Source organism: Pseudodesulfovibrio sp. zrk46 (genome assembly GCF_012516435.1).
Taxonomy (GTDB): domain Bacteria; phylum Desulfobacterota; class Desulfovibrionia; order Desulfovibrionales; family Desulfovibrionaceae; genus Pseudodesulfovibrio.
In genome coordinates this window covers 749,154-773,439 of sequence record NZ_CP051216.1, presented here as the reverse complement: position 1 = coordinate 773,439, position 24,286 = coordinate 749,154, and the positions used below count along the sequence as shown (strand labels likewise).

The 24,286-nt window shown below is 54.7% G+C and carries 23 protein-coding genes and 1 pseudogene; 18 read left to right on the top strand and 6 right to left on the bottom strand.

What is annotated here, in order from left to right; genetic code table 11:
- Positions 1-20 precede the first annotated feature (20 nt).
- Positions 21-920 (bottom strand): hypothetical protein, encoded by a 900-nt coding sequence (locus HFN16_RS03600; RefSeq protein ID WP_168889398.1) that lies wholly within the window; start codon positions 918-920, stop codon positions 21-23.
- Between the two features lie 254 nt (positions 921-1,174).
- On the opposite strand from HFN16_RS03600, the gene HFN16_RS03595 reads away from it, so the two are divergent.
- The 7 genes and pseudogenes from HFN16_RS03595 (at position 1,175) to HFN16_RS03570 (ending at position 5,846) form a co-directional block, all read left to right on the top strand.
- The gene (locus HFN16_RS03595) at positions 1,175-1,573 is read left to right on the top strand and encodes a transcriptional repressor (RefSeq protein ID WP_168889397.1); all 399 of its coding nucleotides are present in this window, start codon (positions 1,175-1,177) and stop codon (positions 1,571-1,573) included.
- A gap of 304 nt (positions 1,574-1,877) precedes the next feature.
- A complete protein-coding gene (gene rbr, locus HFN16_RS03590; RefSeq protein WP_168889396.1) occupies positions 1,878-2,450 on the top strand; it encodes a rubrerythrin in 573 nt (190 codons plus the stop codon).
- Between the two features lie 27 nt (positions 2,451-2,477).
- On the top strand, positions 2,478-2,861 hold the full coding sequence (locus tag HFN16_RS03585) for a desulfoferrodoxin (RefSeq protein ID WP_168889395.1): 384 nt from the start codon (positions 2,478-2,480) through the stop codon (positions 2,859-2,861).
- A 367-nt stretch (positions 2,862-3,228) separates the two neighbouring features.
- A pseudogene (locus HFN16_RS18995) lies at positions 3,229-3,444 on the top strand (rubredoxin); the annotation flags it as partial.
- A 72-nt stretch (positions 3,445-3,516) separates the two neighbouring features.
- Entirely contained in the window at positions 3,517-3,678 is a 162-nt protein-coding gene (gene rd, locus HFN16_RS18875) for a rubredoxin (RefSeq protein WP_247648491.1), read from the top strand.
- 100 nt (positions 3,679-3,778) lie between these two features.
- On the top strand, positions 3,779-4,981 hold the full coding sequence (locus HFN16_RS03575; RefSeq protein WP_168889393.1) for a flavodoxin domain-containing protein: 1,203 nt from the start codon (positions 3,779-3,781) through the stop codon (positions 4,979-4,981).
- 115 nt (positions 4,982-5,096) lie between these two features.
- The gene (locus HFN16_RS03570; protein WP_168889392.1) at positions 5,097-5,846 is read left to right on the top strand and encodes a transporter substrate-binding domain-containing protein; all 750 of its coding nucleotides are present in this window, start codon (positions 5,097-5,099) and stop codon (positions 5,844-5,846) included.
- Between the two features lie 13 nt (positions 5,847-5,859).
- On the opposite strand, the gene HFN16_RS03565 is transcribed toward HFN16_RS03570, so the two are convergent.
- The 4 genes from HFN16_RS03565 to HFN16_RS03550 all read right to left on the bottom strand — a co-directional run bounded on the left by HFN16_RS03565 (position 5,860) and on the right by HFN16_RS03550 (position 8,582).
- Positions 5,860-6,312 carry a YaiI/YqxD family protein gene (locus HFN16_RS03565; protein ID WP_168889391.1) on the bottom strand — a complete coding sequence of 151 codons (453 nt, stop codon included), beginning with the start codon at positions 6,310-6,312 and terminating at the stop codon, positions 5,860-5,862.
- Positions 6,313-6,321: 9 nt separating this feature from the next.
- On the bottom strand, positions 6,322-6,522 hold the full coding sequence (locus HFN16_RS03560) for a YwbE family protein (RefSeq protein ID WP_168889390.1): 201 nt from the start codon (positions 6,520-6,522) through the stop codon (positions 6,322-6,324).
- A 316-nt stretch (positions 6,523-6,838) separates the two neighbouring features.
- Entirely contained in the window at positions 6,839-7,345 is a 507-nt protein-coding gene (locus HFN16_RS03555; RefSeq protein ID WP_168889389.1) for a hypothetical protein, read from the bottom strand.
- 193 nt (positions 7,346-7,538) lie between these two features.
- Entirely contained in the window at positions 7,539-8,582 is a 1,044-nt protein-coding gene (locus tag HFN16_RS03550) for an OmpA family protein (RefSeq protein WP_168889388.1), read from the bottom strand.
- A gap of 243 nt (positions 8,583-8,825) precedes the next feature.
- Between HFN16_RS03550 and rfaD the strand changes: the two genes are divergently transcribed.
- From rfaD to HFN16_RS03495, 11 genes are all read left to right on the top strand, one after another.
- Complete coding sequence (gene rfaD, locus HFN16_RS03545; RefSeq protein WP_168889387.1) at positions 8,826-9,806, top strand: ADP-glyceromanno-heptose 6-epimerase; 981 nt, start codon at positions 8,826-8,828, stop codon at positions 9,804-9,806.
- Between the two features lie 12 nt (positions 9,807-9,818).
- The gene (gene lptD, locus HFN16_RS03540) at positions 9,819-12,203 is read left to right on the top strand and encodes an LPS assembly protein LptD (RefSeq protein WP_168889386.1); all 2,385 of its coding nucleotides are present in this window, start codon (positions 9,819-9,821) and stop codon (positions 12,201-12,203) included.
- A gap of 157 nt (positions 12,204-12,360) precedes the next feature.
- Positions 12,361-14,265 carry a DNA mismatch repair endonuclease MutL gene (gene mutL, locus HFN16_RS03535; RefSeq protein ID WP_168889385.1) on the top strand — a complete coding sequence of 635 codons (1,905 nt, stop codon included), beginning with the start codon at positions 12,361-12,363 and terminating at the stop codon, positions 14,263-14,265.
- Between the two features lie 2 nt (positions 14,266-14,267).
- Complete coding sequence (gene alr, locus HFN16_RS03530) at positions 14,268-15,392, top strand: alanine racemase (RefSeq protein WP_168889384.1); 1,125 nt, start codon at positions 14,268-14,270, stop codon at positions 15,390-15,392.
- Between the two features lie 155 nt (positions 15,393-15,547).
- Positions 15,548-15,769: a hypothetical protein gene (locus HFN16_RS03525; protein WP_168889383.1), complete on the top strand. Its 222-nt coding sequence runs from the start codon at positions 15,548-15,550 to the stop codon at positions 15,767-15,769.
- Positions 15,770-16,201: 432 nt separating this feature from the next.
- Positions 16,202-17,998, top strand: a complete 1,797-nt coding sequence (locus HFN16_RS03520) for an ATP-binding protein (RefSeq protein WP_168889382.1) — start codon at positions 16,202-16,204, stop codon at positions 17,996-17,998.
- 39 nt (positions 17,999-18,037) lie between these two features.
- Positions 18,038-19,276, top strand: a complete 1,239-nt coding sequence (locus HFN16_RS03515) for an inorganic phosphate transporter (protein ID WP_168889381.1) — start codon at positions 18,038-18,040, stop codon at positions 19,274-19,276.
- Positions 19,277-19,320: 44 nt separating this feature from the next.
- Entirely contained in the window at positions 19,321-19,995 is a 675-nt protein-coding gene (locus tag HFN16_RS03510; RefSeq protein ID WP_168889380.1) for a DUF47 family protein, read from the top strand.
- A gap of 188 nt (positions 19,996-20,183) precedes the next feature.
- Positions 20,184-21,818, top strand: a complete 1,635-nt coding sequence (locus HFN16_RS03505; protein WP_168889379.1) for a FapA family protein — start codon at positions 20,184-20,186, stop codon at positions 21,816-21,818.
- Positions 21,819-21,830: 12 nt separating this feature from the next.
- Positions 21,831-22,925, top strand: a complete 1,095-nt coding sequence (locus tag HFN16_RS03500; RefSeq protein WP_168889378.1) for an HD domain-containing phosphohydrolase — start codon at positions 21,831-21,833, stop codon at positions 22,923-22,925.
- Positions 22,926-22,959: 34 nt separating this feature from the next.
- Positions 22,960-23,724, top strand: coding sequence for a transporter substrate-binding domain-containing protein (locus HFN16_RS03495; protein ID WP_168889377.1), 765 nt, complete (start codon positions 22,960-22,962; stop codon positions 23,722-23,724).
- A 12-nt stretch (positions 23,725-23,736) separates the two neighbouring features.
- Here HFN16_RS03495 and HFN16_RS03490 read toward each other — a convergent pair whose 3' ends face one another.
- On the bottom strand, positions 23,737-24,165 hold the full coding sequence (locus HFN16_RS03490) for a YbaY family lipoprotein (protein WP_168889376.1): 429 nt from the start codon (positions 24,163-24,165) through the stop codon (positions 23,737-23,739).
- Positions 24,166-24,286: the final 121 nt, after the last annotated feature.

Sequence of the window (24,286 nt, the reverse complement as noted above, 5' to 3'; positions counted from 1 at the left end):
GATGATGTGGAGAAGGGGGGCTATTGGGATACTTCGCCTGCCAGCATGGCTGCTTCATTGAGTATGGTCCAATCCCTGGTATCAGGATTAATGACACCACATGAGACGAGTGCTTTTCGGATAAAGCCTTGGGCTTGAAGTTTTTGCAGTCCTGATTGTAATGCGTGGAAAACCTCTCTCCCGCGAGGATGGTTTTTGGAAACAAGGTAGTGTCTACTCTCCAGAAGCGACAGTTTGATTTGAGGTACTGGAACAAGAGTGACGCCATCGTAGGTGATGGCCTTGTCTTTTGTGTTGGGGATTTCGAGTGGCGCCCAGTCAGCCCTGCCCGCCCCAATCATTTTGATGATGGATTCGTATGTTGGTGTACGAATGATGTCTCTGACTCCCATGTCCTGCAGCACCTTGGCATCATTATTCCAATGCAAGCCAATGATTGCGGTGCCAGCGTCAGCCAGTTCTTTGGACGAGGTGACAGCCAGAACATTCAGGTTGTGAGGGAGGCAGTATATGCCTTTCTGAAATTCGCCAAATCGAGTGATCGCGTCTCTGACATAAAGCTTCTTATCGTAGCCTTGAACAATCAAAGTGTCCTTGTTCAACTGTTGAGCGAGGCCGATGACATGGCCTTCGGCCATGAGTTCGGTTCCGCGTCTGGCATTGGGGACAGGTTCGAACTCGATGGGGGCAGTGATGCCTCCCAGACGCATTGCTTTTATCTGAATAACGAGGTCCATGGCGCATCGGTTCAATGCCCCATTCGGGATCGCCTCTACCAGCGTCACGTCGCCATCATACGGTTTGAGAAACTTTCTGTATTCATAGATTGTATGTTGTCCTGCCGCAAAGGTTAGCGCGGACTCTGCTCGCACATTATTGGGCAGTATAAATCCGGACACCCCACATATAGTTGCGATCATTACAACGATCTGGCACAAGGATATGTTACATATATGCATGGTGGCTGCTTACATGTTTGTATGTAATGTGTCTACGCGAGACATTCTCATGTCATGAGCAGAATTCGGGATAAAGCGCCTAACAAGGGGATTTGCAGCAAATTGATTTCTGCGCTAGGAAGATTTTTGCGTTACATATTCGTTAATGCGAAGTCTTGACTTTAGGTCTGTTTTAAAATAGTAATTATTGTCATAAAGACATTTGGAGGTGGCCAATGGCTTCCGATATGGGATTCAGGCTTTCCAAACAGCGGAAAGTAATTCTAGAAGAATTGAGAAAGGTTAAGTCTCATCCAACGGCGGATGAGGTTTATGACATGGTACGCAAGATCATTCCTCGCATTAGCCTTGGAACCGTGTACCGTAACCTGGAATTCTTGAGCAACAAGGGGTTGGTCCTCAAGCTTGGCGCACCCGGTGAGCAGAAACGCTTTGACGGTACTCCCGAGCCGCATCCCCACATTCGTTGTGCAGTTTGCACTTGTGTTGTGGATGTGGACTTTGAAGTTGAAGTCCCTGCCATCCCCGCAGAGCATGCTGCAGGCTTCAAGATCCTCAGCACCAACGTGGAGTTCGTGGGTGTTTGCCCACAGTGTCAGGAGACACAGCAGTAACCCCTCGTTAGATTTTTAATGAAAGGCCCGGTAGCGATTGTCGCTGCCGGGTTTTTTCTTGTTTTTGAGGTAAAAATTCTTTGGTTACACTTGACATCAAGTCAATCTCTAAATAGTAATAGTTCTCACATTGGCCGTAACTGGCTAATTTAGTATACAAGATGTTACGTTAATGTCACATAGGGAAAATGTGAAAATAATTCGCCCCCGCCATAAGGATAATGTACAGTGTTGCAGCGTCTGTTATGGGTGGCGCGATGAATCGGAATCAAATTTCATACTCAACCTGTAAGGAGAGAATAGAATGTCGTTGAAAGGAACCCAGACCGAGAAAAATATTTTGACCGCCTTTGCCGGCGAATCCCAGGCCCGTAACAAGTACACCTACTTCGCAAGCGTGGCCAAGAAAGAAGGTTACGTCCAAATTTCCAAAGTTTTCGAAGAGACCGCCAACCACGAAAAAGAGCACGCCAAGCGCCTGTTCAAGTTCCTCGAAGGTGGCGATGCTGAAGTGACCGCTACTTTCCCGGCCGGTGTCATCGGTTCCACTCTGGAGAATCTTCAGGCAGCCGCTGACGGTGAGAACGAAGAGTACACCCATATGTACCCTGACTTCGCCCGTATCGCTCGCGAAGAAGGTTTCCCCGAAATCGCCGCAGTGATGGAAAACATCGCTGTAGCAGAAGCCTACCACGAAGAGCGCTTCAAGGCCTTCATCAACAACATCAAGACTGATAAGGTCTTCGTGAAGGAAGAAGAGATCACCTGGCGTTGTCAGAACTGCGGCTACAATCACAAAGGCACCACCGCTCCGGTGAAATGTCCTGCTTGTGATCACCCCCAGGCTCATTTCGAAAAGCGCGACTGCAACTGGTAAATCAATACTATTCTAAGGAGATACAACATGGCTATTACTCTTGGTGAAGTTTACAAATGTGAGGCTTGCGGCAACATGGTCATCGCTATCCACGAAGGCGGCGGCGATCTGGTCTGCTGTGGTTCCGAGATGGTACTGATGAAAGAAAACACCGTGGACGCCGCTGTTGAAAAGCACGTTCCGGTCATGACCAAAGACGGCGACAAGATCACCGTCAAGGTCGGCGATGTTGCTCATCCCATGGAAGAAAAGCATTACATCGAGTGGATTGAAGTCATGGTTGGCGACACCTGCTTCACCAAAATTCTCAAGCCCGGCGATGCCCCCGAAGCTGAGTTCTGCGCATGCGGTCTCTCCGGCGACATCACCGTTCGCGCCTACTGTAACCTCCACGGTCTGTGGAAGGCGTAAGCTCGGCTTGCGATAGCGGCGCATCTGCGTCGTTGGAAAGGTTGAGTCTGTCCTCGCTGTACTAGGATACAGCTGCGGGAGACTCGAAACTTTCCGCCTGGCAGCTACACCACTCTCAAAAGCCTCAAGGTGATGAGAGTGGAGGAGTGAAAGGCAAAAAAAACTGAAAAAAGTTGCAGGGGCGGGCTTGCCCGCCCCTGTTTTGAAAAGGATTGTTAACGTTTACAGTGAGGTTGTGGAGAAAGGTTCAAGTGCAAGGCGACAGCCACAAAGCAGCCGCAGGCGTAGCAGCGCTACGTCGAGGACTGGTTTGCGGCTGGCAACGAAGCAATTGGACCTTTATCCGCAACCGGCGTGAGGAGATATCATGGCTCGACCGGAAGACATGTGGCAATGTCAGACTGTAAACTGTGGATATATTTACAATCCCGACAAGGGAGATCGGAAAGGCAAGATCAAGAAGGGCGTTTTGTTCCAGGATCTGCCGGACGAATGGCGGTGTCCGATCTGTGGTGGCACCAAGAAATGCTTCCGTCCCTTGATGGGAGAAGGCTCCACTAAAGCGGATTGTGAACTCCCTGTGGAAACAGACCCAGATAAGTTGACAGCAGCCGTCTCTGCTGCAAAAGTGACCGATCAAAAGGAGAGAGACCCCATGCAGAAATATGTTTGCGAAATTTGTGGCTACGTTTACGACCCCGAGCAGGGCGACCCGGATAACGACATCGCACCCGGCACCAGCTTTGACGATCTGCCGGACGATTACGCCTGTCCCATCTGTGGCGCTCCCAAGGACAACTTTGTCCCTGAAGACTAAAAAAATATTTGGCCCGATCCCGGGCAGGGAGCGCGCGCCTCGGCCCGCGCTCTTTTTTGACACTTGGACTGATTGAAAAATCAATTTTTGGAGAAACACCATGAAGCCTTATGAACTTAAAGACGGAGTATTCTGGGTCGGCGCCATCGATTGGAACCGCCGCAACTTCCACGGCTACTCCGTGTCCCACAAGGGTACCACCTACAACAACTTCCTGATCAAGGACGAGAAGGTTACCCTGATCGATACCGTGCCCGAAGAATTCTGGGGCGCCCTGCAGTGCAACCTGGCCCACGCTCTCGATGAAGGTCAGAAAATCGACTACTTCGTCATCAACCACCTGGAACCCGACCACGCCGGTTGTCTCGCTCTGGCTGTTGAAAAATACCAGCCCGAGAAAATCTACACCTCTCCCATGGGCCAGAAGGCCATGAAGGCTCACTTCCACTACGAAGACTGGCCGGTAGAAGTGGTTCCTACTGGTACCGAAATTTCTCTGGGCAAGCGCACCCTGCAGTTCGTTGAAACCCGCATGCTGCACTGGCCTGATGCCATGCTGACTTACTGCCCCGAGGAAAAGATCGCCTTCACCAACGACGCCTTCGGCCAGAACTGGGCCACCTCCGAGCGTTGGGCCGACGAAGTTGATCGCTACCCCCTCGAAGACCTCATGAAGCAGTACTATGCCAACATCGTGCTGCCGTACTCTCCGGTCGTTCTCAAGACCCTCAAGGCTCTGGAAGAAATGAATCTGGACATCGAGATGGTCTGCCCCGACCATGGCCTCATGTTCCGCGGCGAAGACTGCGCATGGGCCATGAAAAAGTACGTCGAGTTCGCTGAGCAGAAGCCCAAGAACAAGGCTGTCATCGTGTACGACACCATGTGGCACTCCACCGAGAAGATGGCGCTGGCCACTGCTTCCGGTCTGGCCGATGCCGGTGTGTCCGTAAAGGTCATGTGCATGAAGAACAACCATCATTCCGAAGTCATGAGCGAAATCTATGATGCCGCTGCCGTGGTCGTCGGTTCCCCGACCCACAACAACGGCATCCTGCCCCTGATGGCTGACATGCTGACCTACATGAAGGGTCTGCGTCCTCAGAACAAGATCGGTGCTGCCATCGGTTCCTTCGGCTGGTCCGGTGAGTGCGTCAAGGTGCTCACCCAGTGGCTGGAAGACATGAGCATGGAGATCGTTGACCCTGTCAAGGTCAAGCACGTTCCTACCCATGACACCATGAAGCAGTGCTACGAGCAGGGTCAGGCCATCGCTGAAGCCATCAAGGCCAAGCTGGGCTAACTCACTGTTCGCCGGTTCGAAAAAGCAAGCGCTCCCGGCTGATGTCGGGAGCGCTTTTTTATGGTCACGATTTCTAATGGGATTGAGCCGCAGGTTTGTGTAGCAAGTGATGAAGATGCGTAAAAATGTATGCCATATCATTCTGGGCTTTTGGCTGCTGTGTATGGCTGCCGGACTTGCTCATGCGCAATCGTCAGGATCGGATTTTGCCGCGTCACGCCCACGGTTGGAGTTCTCCACTTTCAAAGGCGGGATGGGGCAGCTATTCGAGTCTGTAATCAGCGAAGCCTACAGTCGACTCGGTTATGATATTGTTATCGATCACTTCCCGGCCCAAAGAGCGTTGGTCATGGCCAATGAGGGTTTGGTGGACGGTGAAGCGGGTCGAGTCGCCGTCATTGAGGAGCACAACCACAATTTGATTCGCGTGCCCACGCCCATCTACATCAATACCGTGGTGGCCTATGGCCGCAAGGGTGCGTATGACCCGAAGTCGGGTTGGAAAGGGCTTGGAACCTGCAAGGTCGGCACGGTGCTCGGCTATAAATTTATCGAATCCAAAACCCGGGGAGTGCGCCGGGCACAGGTCACTTCATACACCCAATTATTCGACATGCTCATGGCCGATCGTGTTGATGTGGTCGTGGCTGAGCGGCTGGAAAGCCTGGAGGCGTACAAGGGGTGTGATCACAGTTGTATGCACATGCTGTCACCGCCCTTGGCGCAGAAACCCATGTATCATTATCTGCATAAGCGCCACGCGTCACTGGTTCCGGCCGTGAACAAGGTGCTCATGGAGATGTATGAAGATGGCACCATGGCCGCCATTCATGAGAAGCACGGTGTTCAGCTTTCTGCCCAGTAAATATCTCTTCCCTCTACGATTTGGCGTGTTGTGTCAGATACTTATCCAACTGATTGGTAAATTCCTGTTTGTCCTTCGGTCCGAACGGGGCCGGGCCACCTCCGGCCATGCCGCCGCTGCGTAGTTCTTCCATGAGGTTGCGCATGCGCAGGATGCCCTTGATGTTGTCCTCGGTGTAGAGTTCGCCCCGAGGATTCAAGCCCGTTGCGCCCTTATCGACAATAGCGTCGGCCAGCGGAATGTCCGCCGTGATGACCAGATCACCGGGGGAGACCTTCTCCGCAATGGTGTCGTCAGCTTCATTGAAGCCATTGCCCACCTGAATGGTGTCGATGAACGGAGATTGCGGAATGGAGAGGTAGGAGTTGGCCACCAGTGTCATCTTCACTTCGCGGCGAGCGGCGGCCTTGTACAGCACTTCTTTGATCGCCTTGGGACAGGCGTCGGCGTCGACCCAAATCTGCATTGGTTACCTCTATTCTGCCGAAAGGATTTCTTTCACACGACCGACCTGGCCGTCTTCCAGGCGCACTTTGATGCCATGGGTATGTGTCGGCGACTTGGTCAGCAGATTTTTGATCACGCCTTCGGTCAGTTTGCCGGTGCGCTGGTCTTTCTTGAGTACGATATTTACCCGCATGCCGGGCTTGAGGTCTTTTCTGGTACGTCCATCCATGGTGTTGTTCCTTGTTTTATGAGCAATAGAAGAAATAAGGATGCCGCTACGCGGCGTTGTCAGGTGATTTCGCCTCCGGCGGCCAAAGGGCTATACCCTTTGGAATCCCATCCTGCGCCTTCGGCGCAAAAATTCTTCGCGCCGAAGGCGCATATGAGGGTTCCAAGGGCGCGAGTCCTTGGCCGCCGGAGGCGAAGTCACCCATCAATGGAGCCGAAGGCGACTTCCCCTTTTGACTTTCACATAGTTCCCATCCCGTCAAAAACAAAAAGGGCAGACCGTGAAGTCTGCCCTTTTTTCTGTCGTGAAATTCGTTCTACTGCCAACGACCTTTCTTGAAACTGAAAATGTGGCGGTTGGGAATGATGGCCACCGGGATGAACTCGGCCTTGCGGCAGGCATCGGGGCTGGCTCCCACTGCTTCGTACACTTTCTCCTTGTAGGAGAGGATGGCTACGTAGGGAATGGTCTTGGACTTGGAGCGACGCACCTTGCAGACCAGAGACTGGTCATCGATGGAGTGGTAGCGTGCGCGATAGGTGCCGTCAGGCTGGGGGATAATCTGCATCCGGCTCTTGGAGAGACGGTGGTTCCGGTTCAGGCTGGAAACCTTGGTTTTGGCAAAGCTGGAAAAATCAGCGTGTTTGCTGGCCAGATCTTCATCCAGATAGAGCGGCAGATTTTTACTGGTGACGGGAGTTTTGGCATTGCCGGGAGCTGCCGCGGCCACATCAACAGGAGCCTGTTGGGCCTCCTGGGCCTGGGCGGACAGGGGTAGGCAAAGCGCAGCCGTGATGACGGCACAAATGATATATTTGGTCATGTTTTGATTCCTTGCTCGGAGCAGTCAAAGCAGCCCTGATAGTAGGTCCAAAAGTGGTCCCGGTCAACTCTCTGCTACCGGCTTGTAATCCCTGAATAATACGTCTGCCAACGGTTGAGCCGTCATGACGGACAATGAAAAATGAACAAAAAAAGGCCGGGCAACGTAAATTACCCGGCCTTGTATTCAAGCCTTACTTGGTCTGGATTTCGACGCGACGGTTCAGCTTGCGTCCTTCCTTGGTGTTGTTGTCATACTTGGGGCTGAGTTCGCCGTAGCCCTTGGCTTCCAGGCGGGAAGCGGGGACACCGTTGGCGACCAACCAGTTCTTGACGGAAGCGGCACGACGCTCGGACAGGCCCTGGTTGTAAGCTTCAGGACCGGTGGCGTCGGTGTGACCAGCGACTTCGAACATGGCGTTGGAATCTTCTTCGAGGATCATCTTGGCCTGCTCCAGAACCGGGATCATCTCGTCGGTGATCTGGTACTTGTCAAAGCCGAAGTGCAGGCTGAAGGTGATGGTTTCCTTGGCCATGGGGACCGGTGCTGCCTTGGGTGCGTCAGCAACTTCTTCGTAGAAGACGTCCTTGGCGTACTTGTCCATGGCACCGGGAGCCATCAGGGAGGCGTAGTCGGCAACCACGGTGCAGGAAGACAGGGCACGGATTTCATCGATGACCATCTTGCCATGCGGGGTGTCGGCGTAGCTGACAACGTGGATGCAGAGCTTGTCGCCGTACTTGGAGTACAGGGCCTTGGCCTGGGCGATGGGGTCTGCGCCGTAGTTGGCGTTACCGTCGGTGAAGATGATCAGACCGGTTTTGCCGGAGAGACCAGCGATGACCGGGTCGATGTCCATGAGGCCGCCGCCCATGTCGGTGCGGCGATTGAAAATGTCAAAGTCGGTGCCGATGCCACCAATGGCATTCATCATGCCGGACTGATTGTAGGCGCCGGGCTGGGAGACTGCCTGGAACGGGGCGAACAGGAACGTGCCAGCGGTGTAATCCAGCGCGGGAACGGCCTTGTTCATGGCTTGCATGGTCTCAATGGCCATGTCGATTTTCTTCTTTCCGGCATCTTGGTGCTTTTGGGCCATGGAACCGGACTGATCAAGGAAGAAGATAAAATTATCGACCTTCTTGACCATCTTTGCGCTGGCCGGACCGACCAGGGCAAAGGACAATGTCATTGCGGCAACCAGTGCCAGCAAAAGCAGCTTCTTGTTTTGTTTCATGATCTCACTCCTTTAGGGCTTGTTTCCAGAACATGTAAACGGCATTATGCTCTTACAGGCTGTTAATATACGCTAGCCGATGTACTGAGGCAAGGGGGTGATTAAAAAAAATATGATAAATATTCATGCGTTCCGTTTAGGAAATACCATGGCGCGCAGGTTGCTTCTCAGGCGCGAACACAGTATAAAGAAGCGTTTACCGTTCAGTTGAACGGTTTGATTTGCGAAATTCAAGGAGCATACATGTATATAGTCACCGGCGGCGCAGGGTTTATCGGCAGCGCCATGGTCTGGAAGCTCAACCAGATGGGCATCACCGACATTCTGGTGGTGGACAATCTTTCCACTAGCGAAAAATGGAACAATCTCGTTGGCTTGCGGTACGAGGATTACCTGCATCGCGACCAGTTCCTGAAGTACATTGTCGAGGGTGACGATGTCTTTGAGACTGACGCCATAATTCACATGGGTGCCTGTTCCGCCACCACAGAGCTGGATGCGGACTTCCTCATGGAGAACAACTACCGCTACACCCAGTACGTGTGCAAACACTGCCTGACCAACGACGCCCGTTTCATCAACGCCTCCAGTGCCGCCACTTACGGCGACGGTGAGTACGGCTTTGACGATGACCACGAGGGCATCGATCGTCTCCGTCCGCTCAACATGTACGGCTACTCCAAGCAGCTTTTTGATTTGTGGGCCAAGGACGGTAACATCCTCGACAAGATCGTCAGCCTGAAGTTCTTCAACGTCTACGGTCCCAACGAGTACCACAAGAACGATATGCGTTCCGTCATCTGCAAGGCGCACAAGCAGATCACCGAGACCGGCAAGCTCAAGCTTTTCAAATCCTATCATCCCGATTACGCCCACGGCGCATCCAAGCGCGATTTCGTCTACATCAAGGACGTGGTCAACATCATGGCCTGGTTGCTGGAAAACAAGGACGTCAACGGTATCTTCAACGTCGGCACCAGCACTCCGCGCTCCTGGAATGCGCTGGCCGACGCTGTCTTCTCCGCCATGGGCAAGGAGACCAACATCGAATACATCGAGATGCCCGAGTCCATCCGCGACAAGTATCAGTATTACACTGAGGCGAACATGAGCAAACTGGCCGCCGCCGGTTGCGACGTGGAGATGACCTCCCTTGAGGATGGCGCAAAGGATTACGTGCAGAACTATCTGGCTCAGGACAACCCCTATCTCAGGTCCCGGTAGACAGAGGTTTATTTGAAACGGAAGCGCACCATATTCGGGGTTGGGACCCTGGTCTTGATCTTTACCCTCTGCATCCCGCTGACGCTGTTGGGCAAGAATCCCCTGCTCAACAATGTCAGGAGGTATGTGCCCGATACGCCCAAGGAAACCCCTAAGCAGAACGAGTGGACTTTCACGGCAGACCGCGTGGTAGGAGACTATACCAGCGAGTATGTGGAGGCCTTTGGCAACTGCACACTGGCGCTGGGTAAGGATCAGTTGCGCGCTGATTTTGCCCGCTACTATCAGAACACTGGCTGGGTTTTCCTCAAGGGGAACATCCGCGCCCAGTGGGGTGGCGATTTCCTGCAGGCGGACGAAGGCGAGTTCGACCTCAACAATATGACCGGTTGGCTCAAGAACGGAAAACTGTTCATGGCCAAACCGCACATCTATGTCGAGGCCGAGCGCGTGGGCAAGGCAAAGGGCGACTCCTACACCTTCAAGAACGCCAAGGTGACGGCTTGTGAAGGCGAAACGCCTGCCTGGTCCGTGACCTCCGAAGAGGGTGACATCCAGCTGGACGGCAAGGTTCAGTTGTATCGCTCCGCCTTCCGTATCAAGGACGTGCCAGTCTTTTACTGGCCATACATGTCCCTGCCGGGTCGCCAGAAACGGGAATCCGGCTTCCTCATGCCCTCCATTTCCAACAGCAAGAAGCTCGGCTTCCAGATGAACCTGCCGTATTATTGGGTCATCAGTGAGGAAGCGGACATGACTCTCTATCAGAACTTCATGTCCTCCCGTGGGTATCAGCAGGGTATTGAGTTCCGTCACGCCAATGACTCCTCCACTAAAGGCTTGTGGATGGTGGATGTGATGAAGGACAAGCGTCGTGCCAAGACCGAGGCGCAGGAATGGGAAGATTACAACAGCGACGGACTGGTGAGGCCCAATAGCTCTCGCTGGTGGGTGCGCAGCAAATATGACGGTTGGCTCGGCAGTCCGCAGCTTCAGGTCAAGCTCGACCTCGATCTGGTATCCGATCAGAACTACCTGCGTGATTTCGAGAACGGCCCCAACGGATTTGACCAGACCCGCGAGAATTTTCTGGATACATTCGGCCGCGGCATCGACAATATTGACTCCACCACACGTACTTCCACAGCATTGCTTTCGCGTAGCTGGGATCGCTTCGGCCTGACCGGCAAGATCGAGTACATTCAGAATCTTGAGTATATGAACGGCAATGGTGATGATGAGGACAACACCACTGTCCAGACCTTGCCCGAGTTGGAGGCCTTTGCCTTCCAGCAGAAACTCGCAGGCACGCCGTTCGAAGTGGCCGCTGAGACCAAATATGATTACTTCGCCCGCAACAAAGGGCACACCGGCCATCGCTTCCGGGCTACGCCGGAACTCAAGATGCCCCTGTCCACTGATTACGTGACATTCACTCCGTTCGTGTCGGGTGATTACACCTATTACAATGTTGATTACGATGGATACGGCAACCAGACCTACGTGGATTCCGGTGGTCGCACGCAGAATATCGATACCAACGCTACCAAGAACGGCAGCCAGTCACGGTTTGCCTACACCACTGGTTTTGATGCTTTCAGCGAGATGACCCGTGTCTACTCCCTGTCTGACGAGGTGAAGGCCGAGCCTTCACTGGCCGGAACTTCGCGTTGGACGCGCCTCAAGCACTCCATCGTGCCGCGTGTGGCCTATAAATATACGCCCACCATCACTGGTCAGGATAAGTACGCATACTTTGACGAGTTTGACCGCATTCAGGCCAAGGACGAAGTGACCTATTCCATCACCAACGTGTTGGACCGTCGCCGTGAGACCGTGAAGCTGTCGCCCGGCAAGGAAGGTTCGCCCAAGGCTGCCGTTGTGTCGGATTACCTCGATTTCTTGATCTTCCGTCTGGAGCAGTCCTATGACAGGAATGAGGCGAATCGTAAGGATTCCCTCGGTGAATACGAGCGTCGTCCGTTCTCCGATGTCATGGCTGAACTGACAGTGCGGCCTGAGGATTATATCGATTTGATCTCCCGTACCTGGTTCTCGCCCTATAAGGCGGGGCTGACCAAGAGTGAGAGCACCATCAGGGTCTTCAAGGAAGGACTGGGTGAGTTCTCCATTGGCTACGACTATCTGGTCAAGATCGACGAATACAAACGCTATCGTGACAGCACCATGTCCATTATTGAGTTGGGTGGTAAATGGAACGTGAGCGAGGACTTTCTGCTCTCTGCCAAGTGGCGGCATGATTTCAACAAGGAACGGGATCTGGAACGCGCCCTTCGTCTTGAATGGTCCTCCGGTTGTTACGTCCTGAACCTTGGGTTCATCATGAAGCCCAACGATCAGCGTTTCGAGTTCGGTTTCAACCTCATGAATTTCTAAAGGAGGCAGTTGAAACGCATCCGATCGCGTCGTTGCCAGGCACAAATCCATCCTCGACGTAGCGTTGCTACGCCTTCGGTGAATTTGCACCTGTCGCCTAGCGCTCGAATGCGTTTGAACCGCCTCAGGTCAGCAGGATAATTTGCAAGAAGGAACTATGGATAATCTCCCTGTCATTCAGGTGCTGCCTCCGGGGCTGAAAAACCAGATCGCTGCGGGCGAGGTGGTTGAGCGCCCTTCGAGCGTGGTCAAGGAATTGGTGGAGAATTCGCTCGATGCCGAGGCTACCCGGGTGGACGTGACCGTGGAAAAGGGCGGGCGTTCGCTGATTCTGGTGCAGGATAACGGTGTGGGCGTGTCTGCGGACCAGCTCAATCTGGCCGTGACCCGTCATGCCACCAGTAAGATCCGTAGCTTCGAGGATATCGCTTCCATCGGTTCCTTTGGTTTTCGTGGCGAGGCGTTGCCATCCATTGCTTCGGTTTCCCGTTTCACCATGACTTCCTGCCAGAAAGGTGCTGACGAGGCCGCCTTCATCGAGGTGCGCGGAGGTGAGGTGGCTGAGGAAGGTCCGGCAGCGCTGGCGTCGGGAACACGGGTTGAAGTTCGTGACCTGTTCTCCAACACTCCGGCCCGGCTCAAATTTCTCAAGACAGAATCCACAGAAAACAAGCGGTGCCAGGACACGCTCATGCGTATCAGCCTGGCCCATCTCAAGGCGGGTTTCTCCCTGACCGTGGGCGGGCGCGAGATGTTTCGCCTGCCGCCCGGGCAGGATCTGGCCACCCGTCTCCAGACTTTCTGGCCTCCGGCAGTATGCGAAGGGCTCAATCCATTCGATTTCGAGCGCGAAGGCTATCGCGCCCACGGTGTTGCCGGGTCGCCTGCCACGGCACAGGGACGTGGCGACCGCATCCTGCTGTACGTGAACGGTCGTCCCGTGCAGGACAAGATGATGCTCAGCGCGGTGCGGCAGGCATATAAAGGGATGCTCATCTCCCGCGAGTATCCCCAGATCGTGCTTTTCCTTGAGTTGCCTAACGAAGAGGTGGACGTGAACGTGCATCCGGCCAAGCTGGAAGTGCGGTTCATCGAGGAGAGCCGTGTGTTCTCCACCATTCGTGGCGGTATCATGCAGGCCCTGTCTTCTATTAATGATGTAGATACCACTCCGTCCATGTCGTCCTTCTCTCCGTCGTCCGGAGGTTCGCCCATGGGGTCTCCTGTCGGAGTGAACACCGACAGCATCGGCAGTTCGTCTCCGGCCAAACGGAGCCATCAGCCTGCGAGTATGTCGAGCGGGTCCAAGTTCTCCACCTACCGGGAATATCAGTCCGAATACAATCCGCCCAAGGATATCCCGCTGCCCGTTGCGCCGTCGGTGCGATCCACTGGAATGGCAGATATGGGTGGCGCAGATATGGGTGGCAATGAAGATTACACCATCACTGAATCCGCAGCTTCTCAGCCCATGGCAGCACCCAGGCCGGGAGCCACGCAGGGCGTGACGCTTGCGGGAACGAATTTCACCTATCTCGGCCAGGTGGCCGATACCTATCTGGTCCTCCGACAGGACGATTCGCTGGTGCTCATCGACCAGCATGCTGCTCACGAGCGGGTACTGTTGGCCGCCATGCGCGAAGAACGCACCAAGGGCGACTCGCAGCCGTTGGCGCTGCCGCTGGAGATGAGCCTGCATCCCAGTGAAGCCGAAGTCTTGCGGGAGCTGTGGGACGGCCTGCGTTCCATGGGCTTCATGCTCGAGATGGACGGTGGCTCCAAGCTGCTCGTGCGGGGTATCCCGCCGACCCTCGACACGGGCAAGGCGCGGGAATATCTTACCGATGCGTTGGCCCAGAAGGCCAAGACCATCGATGATCTCTGGATCATGATGTCCTGCAAGACCGCCATCAAGGCGAACCAGCCGCTGGCCGTGGACGAGGCGTTGGCGCTGTTGGAGGTCTGGTTGCAGACTCCGGAGCGCGAATACTGCCCCCATGGCCGTCCCATTGTGGTGAAGTGGAATCCGCTGGACCTCGAAAAGCTCTTCAAACGGAAATAGACATGATCGACTACAACAAGATCGAGGTGCAGATCCGACTGGACAATCTGCGCCACAACCATCGCCTGTTCAAACGCATCTGCGACAACGTCATCCCGGTCATCAAGTCTGATGCCTACGGTCATGGCGTGGCCGAAGTGGCGCGGGCGCTGGATGACGAGGCAGGCACCTTTGCGGTTGGCTTTGTGAACGAAGCTGCCAAATTGCGTGAGTCCGGTTGCGACAAGCGCATCGTGGCGCTGCTCGGCCCCCATGATGACGGTGATTTCGAAGCGCTGTGGCAGCATCGTATTCTGGCAGCCATGGCGAATATGGGACAGCTGGAAAAGGCTGCGAAGATGGCCGAGACCAAGGGCGAACTGGAAGTGTCAGTCAAGTTCGACACCGGCATGCGTCGCCTTGGCTTCCGTCCTGAAGGCGTTGGCGAGGTCATCGAATTTTTCAAGGCCCACCCCAAGCTCAAGCCTGTGATGGTCACTTCCCATCTGGCCAAGGCGGACATGCCTGAACACAAGGCGCAGGTGCAGGAGCAGGGGACCCTGTTCCAGAGCATCGTGGACGCGTTCCGTGAGGCCGGATTCGCGGTGGAGGCGAACCTGTCCAACTCCGCTGGCTCCATGGCCCATGAATACTGTCATTACGACTCGTTGCGTCTGGGTATTTCCATGTATGGCGGGAACCCTTTCCACGGCACTGACTGGGCCGATCTGGGCAAGGAACTCAAGCCCGCCATGGACGTGTCTGCCCCGGTCATGCAGGTGCATCCCCTCAAGAAGGGCGAGGGCATCAGCTATGGCTGGACCCATGTCGCCGAGCGCGACTGCACCGTCGCCATCATCGGCGTGGGCTACGCGGACAACTACAGTCGCGGCCTGTCCAATACCGGCTATATGAACATCAAGGGACATCGTGTGCCCATCCTTGGCCGCGTCTGCATGCAGATGACGGCGGTTGACGTGACCGACGTTCTCGGCGTAGGGACCAAAGTCGAACCCGGTGATCGGGCATGGCTTCTCGGCGGACCTGAGCCGGGAATCATCACACCCGAAGACCTGGCCGGATGGTGGGGCACCATCACGTATGAAGCTTTTTGTCTGCTCGGAATGAATCCGCGGACATATATTTAATGGATAACGATTAAAGTGAGGCTGCTCAAAAGCGTGTGAGTGCAAGGCGACAGCCATAAAGGAACCGGAGGCGTAGCAGCGCTACGTCGAGGATTACTTTAAGGCTGGCAACGCAGCAATCACGCGGTTTTCAGCAGCCGGCGAGGAGAAGCGATATGCCTGCAGTACAAGACGATGAATGGACGATTGCCGAGAGCTATACTCGTAAGGAAATGGACGAGAACGGCGTGACCTCTGAGTGGTTGATGGGCAAATGGTTGAACGTGGCCGAAGATATGGCCCTGATTCCCGAGAACAACGTTCGCCTTGCCGAAGAAAACGGCGTGGTGCGCATTGAAGTCTCTGTCTACCTGATGGAGTGCATGCGCGGCTTCTAGCAGCGAATCGATCAAATGTTTTTTTAAGGGAGGTGTGCTTCGGCGCACCTCCCTTTTTGATTTTGACAGCTTGAACACTCTCGGTCGGTAGGCAGTGGGTGTACGGCGAACAATAGATTCGCCGTTCATTGCGTCGTTCATGAAATGAATTTTGTGAAATTATCATGGCGTATGAGAATGTTGTGATTCATATGCATGAAGGTTGGCTTGTCCCCGAATGTGTGGCTTTTGTCTGTGACACAATTGGGTGTAAAAGTGTCACATATCTGTTGCAATGGTTTGATATATTTGATGAATATCTATTGTAACAGAACCGTAACATTATAAATCGTTACATTTGCGGAACGATTATGTTACAGAGCCAACGCGTTGTGGGGAGGGGTGTTCGACCATGTCGAGCGCTCACAAGCTCACAACCGACAAGGAAACGAAATGAAATTGCGCTCCTTTCAAATGCGGATCCTGCTGTGGTCGTGGGGATTGATCCTGGCGGCTTTGGTGGTGGTCTTTTACTATTCCTCCGAACTGGTGGGAGATGACCTGTTGCAGGAAACCGAGCAGCGCTCCATGAGCGAGCTTGATTCCGTGCTATGGCTTATCAAGACTCACGGCCTGTTCGAGAATGAGCAGGATTTTGCCAAATGGGTGGATGGTTTGGGGCAACGCCTGGGAGCGCGCATTACCTATATTGCCAAGGGCGGCAAGGTGCTGGCCGATTCCGAAGTAGGATACACCGGCCTCGACACCATGGACGACCACAGTGAACGCCCGGAGGTCGTACAGGCGCATGTGGAAGGGCGTGGCATCAATATCCGTTACTCGGATACCCTGCGAAAGGAGATGCTGTACGCTGCCGTGAAGCTCAAGGGCGAGAAAAACGTGCCGGACGGCATCCTGCGATTGGCCGTTCCCATTTCCGCCGTGAGTGACCGCATCGACTCTCTCAAACTGAATTTTATCTGGATTTTCCTCATAGTGCTGGCGGCTGCCACGGTCATGAGCCTGATCATGTCGCGCAACATGAGCCGCGAAATCACATCCTTTTCCGAATTGGCCAAATCCATTGGCGACGGGGATTACTCCACCCGCATCCGCGTGCTGCCCGGTGGCGAGTTCATGTCCCTTGCCCAGTCCATCAACACCATGGCCAAGTCCATTGAGCGTAATGTCCGCCTGATTGAAGATCAGAAGGGACAGTTGCAGGCCATCTTTGAAGGCATGCGCGAAGGCGTCATGTCACTGGATTCCTCTGGGCGCATCGAATCTTTCAACTCCGCCCTCGATGAAATGTTCAATCTGGCAGAAAGCTCCATCGGCCGAACCCCTATCGAGGTGACGCGCCGGTTTGAGATACAGGATCTGGTGGATGAACTCATGGAGAATCCGGACGAGAGTGACAAGTCGATCCAGATTGACCTGATGGATTCCCGCACCGTGGAAGTGTCGGCCGTACCGTGCTTTGACCACAAGCGGATGCGCAAGATGATTCTGGTCTTCTATGACATCACGGAGATGAAGCGCAGTGAGAAGGGGCTGAAGGATTTCGTGGCGAACGCCTCCCACCAGCTCCGTACGCCGCTCACTTCCATTAAAGGATATACCGAGACCTTGCTGGACAATCCTCCGGCAAAGATGGACGATGCCCGCTTCTTTATGGAGATTGTGCTCAAGAACGCCGACCATATGGACAAGGTCATCTCGTCCATGCTGGCTTTGGCGAAATCAGAACAGATGGGCAAAAAGTTGCGTCTGGAGCCCATGTCCGGCAGAATGCACATGAGCCGGGCAGTGAATGACGTCACCCCGTGGGCCACGGAGCGTAATATCTCCATAAAAACCCGCACTCCAGATGACGAAATGATGGTCATGGCCGAAACAGACGGACTGCTTCACGTCTTCCACAATCTTCTGAACAACGCAGTGAAGTACAGCCCGGATGATGGGGTGATAACCGTCTCCGCCGAGGACGATGGCGAGTCCATCGTGTTCTGTGTGGAGGATCAGGGCCCGGGAATTTCCCGAGAGCACAGCACCAAAGTTTTTGAGCGGTTTTACCGCGTGGATGAGAATACCATTGACGGTTCAGGCAGTTCGGGGCTCGGCCTCGCCATCTGCCGTCGTATTGTGAAGAACTTCGATGGTGAAATATGGCACGATGGGTACGGTGAAGGGACGGTGGGAGCGCGTTTTTGCTTCCGCCTGAACAAGCCGCAGTCAGCCGACACGTAGCAACGTTTTAACCAACTCCCTCGGAAGAGGGGCCTAAAAATGGATATCTACGATCTGTTCTTTTACATGTCCCTGGGGGCCGGGTTTCTCATGGCCTTCAACCTCGGGGCCAACGATGTGGCCAACTCCATGGCCTCGGCAGTGGGCGCAAGAGCCATCACCGTGCGCCAGGCCGTGTTCATCGCCAGTATCCTGAACTTCGTAGGCGCGGTTTTCCTGGGCTCCCAGGTTACGTCTACTATCAGTAAAGGTATTATCAATCCGGCGGCCATCACCGATCCAAAGTTGATCATGATAGGTATGTTCGCAGCCCTGCTGGCTGCAGGTGTCTGGGTGCTTGTTGCCACTCTAACATCGCTACCTGTTTCATCAACACACTCAATCGTGGGTGCCATCACCGGTTTCGGACTGGTGGCAGGCGGTCCCTCCGTGGTTAACTGGCTCAAGATGGGCGGCATTGTCATGTCGTGGATCATTTCGCCGTTTTTGGCCGCAGGTATTGCGTTCTTTATCTTTTCTCACATCAGGAAATATATTCTATTCAAGCATCACTTCATTGAACAGGCGAAACGGTGGGCTCCCATCTGGATCGCCCTTGCCCTGTTCATGATCGCCTTGTCCTTCCTGTACAAGACGCCGGCAGGAAAAAGCCTGCACCTGCACTGGAGCCTGTCTCTGATGGTCGCTTTGGGCGTGGCCTTTGCCGCCTGGGCCATCGGTCGCTTGTTCACCTCCCGCATTGTTATTGATGAGGAGGAGGGAGCAGAAGGCGTTGAGCGTATCTTCCGAAAGATGCAGATCGGTACCTCCTGTTACGTGGCCCTTTCTCAGGGCGCCAACGACGTTGCCAACGCCATTGGTCCCGTGGCTGCCATCTACCTGATCGCCAAGGAGCATCAGCTGCTGGCAAAGGCCGATGTCCCCACCTCCATGCTGGTGCTGGGTGGCTTCGGTATCGCCGTGGGTATCAGCGTGCTCGGCCACAAGGTCATGAAGACCGTTGGTACCAAGATCACCACGCTGACCAACACCCGTGGCTTTGCCGTTGATATCGGCGCCGCCTCCACTGTATTGGTCGCTTCCAACCTTGGGCTGCCCGTATCCACCACCCATGCTGCTGTCGGTGGCGTGGTTGGCGTCGGTCTTGCCCGCGGCTTCCATGCAGTTGACTTCCGCGTGCTTCTGCGCATCGTGGCATACTGGATCGCCACTGTACCCATCGCCGCTCTGACCAGCATTGTTTTCTTTGTGCTGCTCAAGTGGTTGTGTTACAGCTAGAATACAAAAATTTAATAGAACAATACTCTCAAGAGGTTATAGATATGATTCTCAAGATTCCCTTTTTCGGTCTTCTGGCCAAGCGCAGCCCCATGGATGGTCTGGTTGAACACTACGACAAGATCGCTGAGTGCGTTGCCACTATTGACGAGTCTCTGGAGTGCTACGTCTCCGGCGGCGTGTGTCGCGAGTTCGAGGAACTGACCCGCACCATCGATGCAATCGAGAACCACGCTGACTCCATCAAGCGTAATCTCCGCAACCACCTGCCCAAAGGCCTGTTCATGGCAGTGGAGAAACCCTTGTTCCTGAACTACACCAAGTTCCAGGACAACATTCTGGACTCCGCACAGGATGCCCTGCACTGGCTTGCCATGCGTAAGGTTATCATCCCCGAGTCCATCCAGAAGGACCTCATCTACCTGCTGGACGGCGTGTCCCGCACCACGGTTCTCCTCGGCCCCGCGCTGAAGGCCACCATCGCACTGGTTCACGGCGAGTCCCTGGACCGCGAAGGCACCAAGGCCTGCTACCGCAAGGTCCGCGCCGAGCGCGACAGCGTCCGTAAGCTCAAGAACGCACTGCACCAGAAGCTGTACGCCATGGACCTTGACTTCAAGGATATCTACCAGCTCATGCACTTCATCGATTGTCTCGATGACATGTGCCACAACACGGAAAACTGCGCCGACCATCTCCGCGCCATGATCGCAAGATAGTCTGCTTTTCCCAAAGGCAATACAAAGGCCCGGTCCAACGAAAGTTGGGTCGGGCCTTTTCCGTTCACACAATTGGGAGCTCTGATTTTCGACTTCATTTCCCCAATATACCGAGATTGTTTGCCTCTGTGTTGCATGCGTGGTAATTAGAGCCAACTCCTGAATTTATATCCGGAAAGGTCGCGCCCATGTCTGACACCGCCACAGCCCTTGCACGCACACTGATGCCCCTTGGAGAACTGTCCAAGCCCGTGCCGCCCGGCGGCGACTTTGTTTCGTTGCCTCCTGCCGAATTGCTTGCCACCAAGGAGGGCCTTGAGGATATTTCGTATCCGCCTGTTGTGGCGGATAATCCCGGTTGCCGGTTCAACGGGCAAACGAGTGCGTTGCAGGCCACGGTCTGGGGACGGGTGGTGTTTACCAATGCCGGCATTCGGGTCAAGCCGTGTTGGATGATGTCCAAGGACAAGATGTCACTGTCCATGGAAGTGGATCATGAAGATTGCTTTGGCAAACCTGTGACCATGGATCGTTTGTTGAGGACGATACCTAAGGCGTTGGAGGGCATTCCCCTTGATCTGGATTACGGTGCGCTGGAAGAAGGGTTGAAGCAGGCCCAGGCGACAGGGGAAACCGTCACTGTGACACTCGCCCAAGGAAACTACCCCGGGGAAGGCCGGGATGCCATGCTCAGTCTGGCGTTCAGTGCCGGGACTTCCGCGGGCACGTTGCGCGACGACGGGAGCATGGATTTTCGCGAGCGGGCGGATATCTACTCCGTAGCCGAAGGGGATGTGATCGGTACACTGTATCCTGCCATGGTGGGCGATTATGGCAGCGACCTCTATGGGAACCCCATCAAGCCACCTGAAGTGAAGACCCTCAGACTCATAGTGGGCGACGGGATTGAGGCCACGCTTCAGGAAGACAACTCGGTGGTTTACACCGCCACGCGGGTTGGCGTGGCCCGCTTCCGCAATGATGTCCTTGAAGTGGTGGACATGCTTGAGATCCCGGGGGACGTCGATTTTTCTGTTGGAAACATTCGTGCGAAGGAAGGTTCCGTTCACATCAAGGGCGACGTCAAATGCGGCTTTGTCGTGGAGTGCGCCGGAGACGTCGTCGTGGACGGCGTGGTGGAGGAAGCGGACATCCTCGCGGGCGGTCTCGTCGTTGCCGGTGGCGTGATCATGAGCGGCAACAACGTCATCAAGGCAGAAGGTGACGTGTCCGCCCACTTTTTCCGCAATGCCATTGTGGAGGCGGGGGGCGATGTGCATGCCGATCAGGAAATGGCCCATTGTACGGTAACGGCCAAGGGTAAGGTGCAGGTCCTTGGCGAGCAGGGCATCATCAGCGGCGGGCATATCATCAGTTACGACTCCATCCACGCATCCGTCATCGGCAACAAGTCCGGCGTGGAGACCTGTGTGGAGATCCGGTTCGAGTGCCCCGAGTGCGACAAGCTCGATGCTGCACGGAAACAATTCAAGCAGGAACTGGCCGAGCTCGACAAAACCATTGGCGTGGACTTTGACCTGTCCAAGTTGATGAAGGCGCCGGAGGAGGATCGAAGAATTCTGGCGGAGCTCATCAAGGTGCGCGGCAGAATCCAGAAAGAAGAGCGCAGCATTGTCGAGGCCAAGCAGGCGCTGGTGGAGGACAATCGGACCAACATGGCCAAGAAGCGAGTGTCGGCAGATAAAATGGTTTATCCCGGAACAACCGTGGTCATCAGCGGCAGGCATGAGAAGGTGATCAAGGATATGGTGGCCCCCATATTCCGTCTTGATGCAGACACCAATGAGATAGTTTCGGACTAGCGGGAGCAGGAAATGTCTATACCCATCCTATTCGTGGATGACAGCGATGCGGAACTGAAGAAGCTGGAATGCAAGCTGCCGGTCAAGTGCAGGATGCTCCTTGCCGGGTCCTATGCAAAGGCCGTGGCCTTGCTCAAGGAACACAAAGAGTGCCCTGTCGTGATCGCCGAACTGGGGCTTGGTGGTGAGAACGGGCTGGATTTCCTTGAATACGTTCGCAGGAAGCATCCCCGGACTATGCGTATCATTCTTTCAAAGCGGGAGTCCTTCGAGGACGCCGTGGCTGCGATGAACAGTGACGTTTTTCGTTACTTGACCAAGCCGTGTGAGCCGAAGGCTCTTGCTGATGCCGTGACTCAGGCAATGCGGCGGCGACGGGATGAAGGGGGCCAGCGTAAGACGCTGCTCGGCAGCATTCGCGCCATGGTGGATATTCTGGACATGGTCAACCCGGTTGCCATGGGTTTTGCCAAGCGCATCCGACCCATGGTGGTGGATGCGGGCAATACGCTGGGCGTTTCTCCCATGTGGCATCTGGAGATGGCGGTCCTGCTCTCCCATATCGGTTGTGTGGCCCTCCCGGAGGAGATTGTGGCCAAGGTTGCCGACAACGAACCCCTGTCTCCTGAGGAGAAGCAGATTTTCGGAATGCATCCAGCCATTGCCTCCAACCTGCTGGAGAACATCCCTGGCCTCGAGCCCGTGGCAGGAATTATTGCGCACCAGCATGATACCGTGAACGATGATCAGCCGCTTGAGGCGAGGATCATCAAGGTCGCTCTCGATGTGGATCACTATGACCGCGGCGGGCATGACCCGGTGGATGTGCTTCTCAAGATGGAAGACAAGGACACCAAATATGACTCCAGAGTGGTGGAAGCCATGCTGGACAACCTGCGTAAGAAGGGTGTGTACATCGAGAGCAAGCAGGTCGCCGTTGAAGAGTTAAGAGAGGGTATGATTATCGCCCGAGATCTGGTGAACAAGGACGGTACGACATTGCTCTTGCGTGGACACGCCGTGAGTAAGGCCTCCCTCACACGGTTGCAGCGCTTCCACGTCGCCCTTGGTGTGGTCGATCCCATCCATGTGGCGGAGAGTGGCTAGAGCCTTTCACATGTGGTAATGAGGGAGTATGCACATGCGTCTTCTCCTTTCCATCCTGCTTCTTTTGTCCTTGACCCTTCCGGCCTTGGCAGGGGAGATGCGCGTCTATACCGAGCTTACCGGCAATGCACTGGTCAAAGCGAGAAAGGTTGCTTTGCCCAAGGGCGAGTCGCTGCCCATTGTGCAGGAACTGATGCGCCGAGCCGGTGTTGAGAGCGAGATAATGGTTGTACCGTGGAAGCGTGGGTACAACGCAGCCTTGAACGAAGCCGACGTGGCCCTGTTCCCCACCACCTATACCAAGATACGGGAAAAACTGTTCAACTGGGTGGGGCCGTTATTCCGCCTGAAGTGGCTTCTCATCGCCAAGAAAGGCTCCGGAATAACCATCAATTCGCTTGAGGACGCCAAGCATGTCGGCTCTATTGGTACTTACCACATGGACGCCCGGGAGCAGTTTCTGAAACAACAGGGCTTCAGGAACCTGCACAGCACAATCGGCAGTATCAACAACTACCGAAAACTGGTGGATGGGCGCCTCGACCTGATGGTCACGTCGTCGCTTGGCATTGTTTCTGCCGCAAAAATGGCGGGAGTATCCACGGACGAACTGGAGGTCGTGTATACCATTCGCGAGGTTGACCTCTACGTGGCTATCTCCAAGAAGACCGACCCGGAAGTGGTCCGCGTCTGGAAGGAAGCCTACCAGTCCATGATCGATGATGGGACGTATCAGCGACTATACAAAGAGTGGCAGCCCCTTGAAGAGCCGCCACTGAATCCGCTGCCGCCGCAATAATATTCTTGAGTCCTACCGCTCTACCGGTACCACTACTATCTCTACGGTCTCACCTGCCGGTCCTGTAAAAGGATCGATATGTGTGTCGCTGGTGAATAACAGGTTGTTGTTCTCAGTGATGCGTGCGCGCACCGCATAGCGAGCCGAGTCGCTCAGGCGGGAGGCGTCATAGGGTACGCTCACCATGAAGGGCGGCGGGCCTTCGGCCAGGATGGTTCCCTTGCCGAGCTCCACAGAAGGGGCGTCCATGCGGGAAACATCTTCCAGCGTGACGGTCAGGATTGCCTTGGGCGGCAGCACGATGCGCTGGGTGTAGGTGACAGATGTTTTCAGCTCATCCTGATAGCGCTGGTTCTTTCCGTACTTGCAGCCGGGCAAGGCGAAGATGAGCATGATGAGGAGGGCGGCGACAGTCAGCAGATGAAAGGGGCGAAAGGGCATGGTTGCTCCCGGTTAAAATCGTTGTACTCATGTTTATGATTCTCACATGGAATCATAGCTAAATCAGATCATTTGCAAAACCCGGTAGTTCCACCATTGTTGTAGCGAAAATATAGTGGTG

Coding starts and splice junctions, on each gene's coding strand:
- HFN16_RS03570 (WP_168889392.1), top strand. CDS start 5,097: ATGCGTAAAAATGTATGCCATATCATTCTGGGCTTTTGGCTGCTGTGT.
- HFN16_RS03525 (WP_168889383.1), top strand. CDS start 15,548: ATGCCTGCAGTACAAGACGATGAATGGACGATTGCCGAGAGCTATACT.
- HFN16_RS03510 (WP_168889380.1), top strand. CDS start 19,321: ATGATTCTCAAGATTCCCTTTTTCGGTCTTCTGGCCAAGCGCAGCCCC.
- HFN16_RS03575 (WP_168889393.1), top strand. CDS start 3,779: ATGAAGCCTTATGAACTTAAAGACGGAGTATTCTGGGTCGGCGCCATC.
- rfaD (WP_168889387.1), top strand. CDS start 8,826: ATGTATATAGTCACCGGCGGCGCAGGGTTTATCGGCAGCGCCATGGTC.
- HFN16_RS03600 (WP_168889398.1), bottom strand. CDS start 920: ATGATCGCAACTATATGTGGGGTGTCCGGATTTATACTGCCCAATAAT.
- HFN16_RS03500 (WP_168889378.1), top strand. CDS start 21,831: ATGTCTATACCCATCCTATTCGTGGATGACAGCGATGCGGAACTGAAG.
- HFN16_RS03490 (WP_168889376.1), bottom strand. CDS start 24,165: ATGCCCTTTCGCCCCTTTCATCTGCTGACTGTCGCCGCCCTCCTCATC.
- HFN16_RS03565 (WP_168889391.1), bottom strand. CDS start 6,312: ATGCAGATTTGGGTCGACGCCGACGCCTGTCCCAAGGCGATCAAAGAA.
- rbr (WP_168889396.1), top strand. CDS start 1,878: ATGTCGTTGAAAGGAACCCAGACCGAGAAAAATATTTTGACCGCCTTT.
- HFN16_RS03560 (WP_168889390.1), bottom strand. CDS start 6,522: ATGGATGGACGTACCAGAAAAGACCTCAAGCCCGGCATGCGGGTAAAT.
- HFN16_RS03585 (WP_168889395.1), top strand. CDS start 2,478: ATGGCTATTACTCTTGGTGAAGTTTACAAATGTGAGGCTTGCGGCAAC.
- mutL (WP_168889385.1), top strand. CDS start 12,361: ATGGATAATCTCCCTGTCATTCAGGTGCTGCCTCCGGGGCTGAAAAAC.
- HFN16_RS03495 (WP_168889377.1), top strand. CDS start 22,960: ATGCGTCTTCTCCTTTCCATCCTGCTTCTTTTGTCCTTGACCCTTCCG.
- HFN16_RS03555 (WP_168889389.1), bottom strand. CDS start 7,345: ATGACCAAATATATCATTTGTGCCGTCATCACGGCTGCGCTTTGCCTA.
- rd (WP_247648491.1), top strand. CDS start 3,517: ATGCAGAAATATGTTTGCGAAATTTGTGGCTACGTTTACGACCCCGAG.
- HFN16_RS03520 (WP_168889382.1), top strand. CDS start 16,202: ATGAAATTGCGCTCCTTTCAAATGCGGATCCTGCTGTGGTCGTGGGGA.
- HFN16_RS03550 (WP_168889388.1), bottom strand. CDS start 8,582: ATGAAACAAAACAAGAAGCTGCTTTTGCTGGCACTGGTTGCCGCAATG.
- HFN16_RS03595 (WP_168889397.1), top strand. CDS start 1,175: ATGGCTTCCGATATGGGATTCAGGCTTTCCAAACAGCGGAAAGTAATT.
- alr (WP_168889384.1), top strand. CDS start 14,268: ATGATCGACTACAACAAGATCGAGGTGCAGATCCGACTGGACAATCTG.
- HFN16_RS03515 (WP_168889381.1), top strand. CDS start 18,038: ATGGATATCTACGATCTGTTCTTTTACATGTCCCTGGGGGCCGGGTTT.
- HFN16_RS03505 (WP_168889379.1), top strand. CDS start 20,184: ATGTCTGACACCGCCACAGCCCTTGCACGCACACTGATGCCCCTTGGA.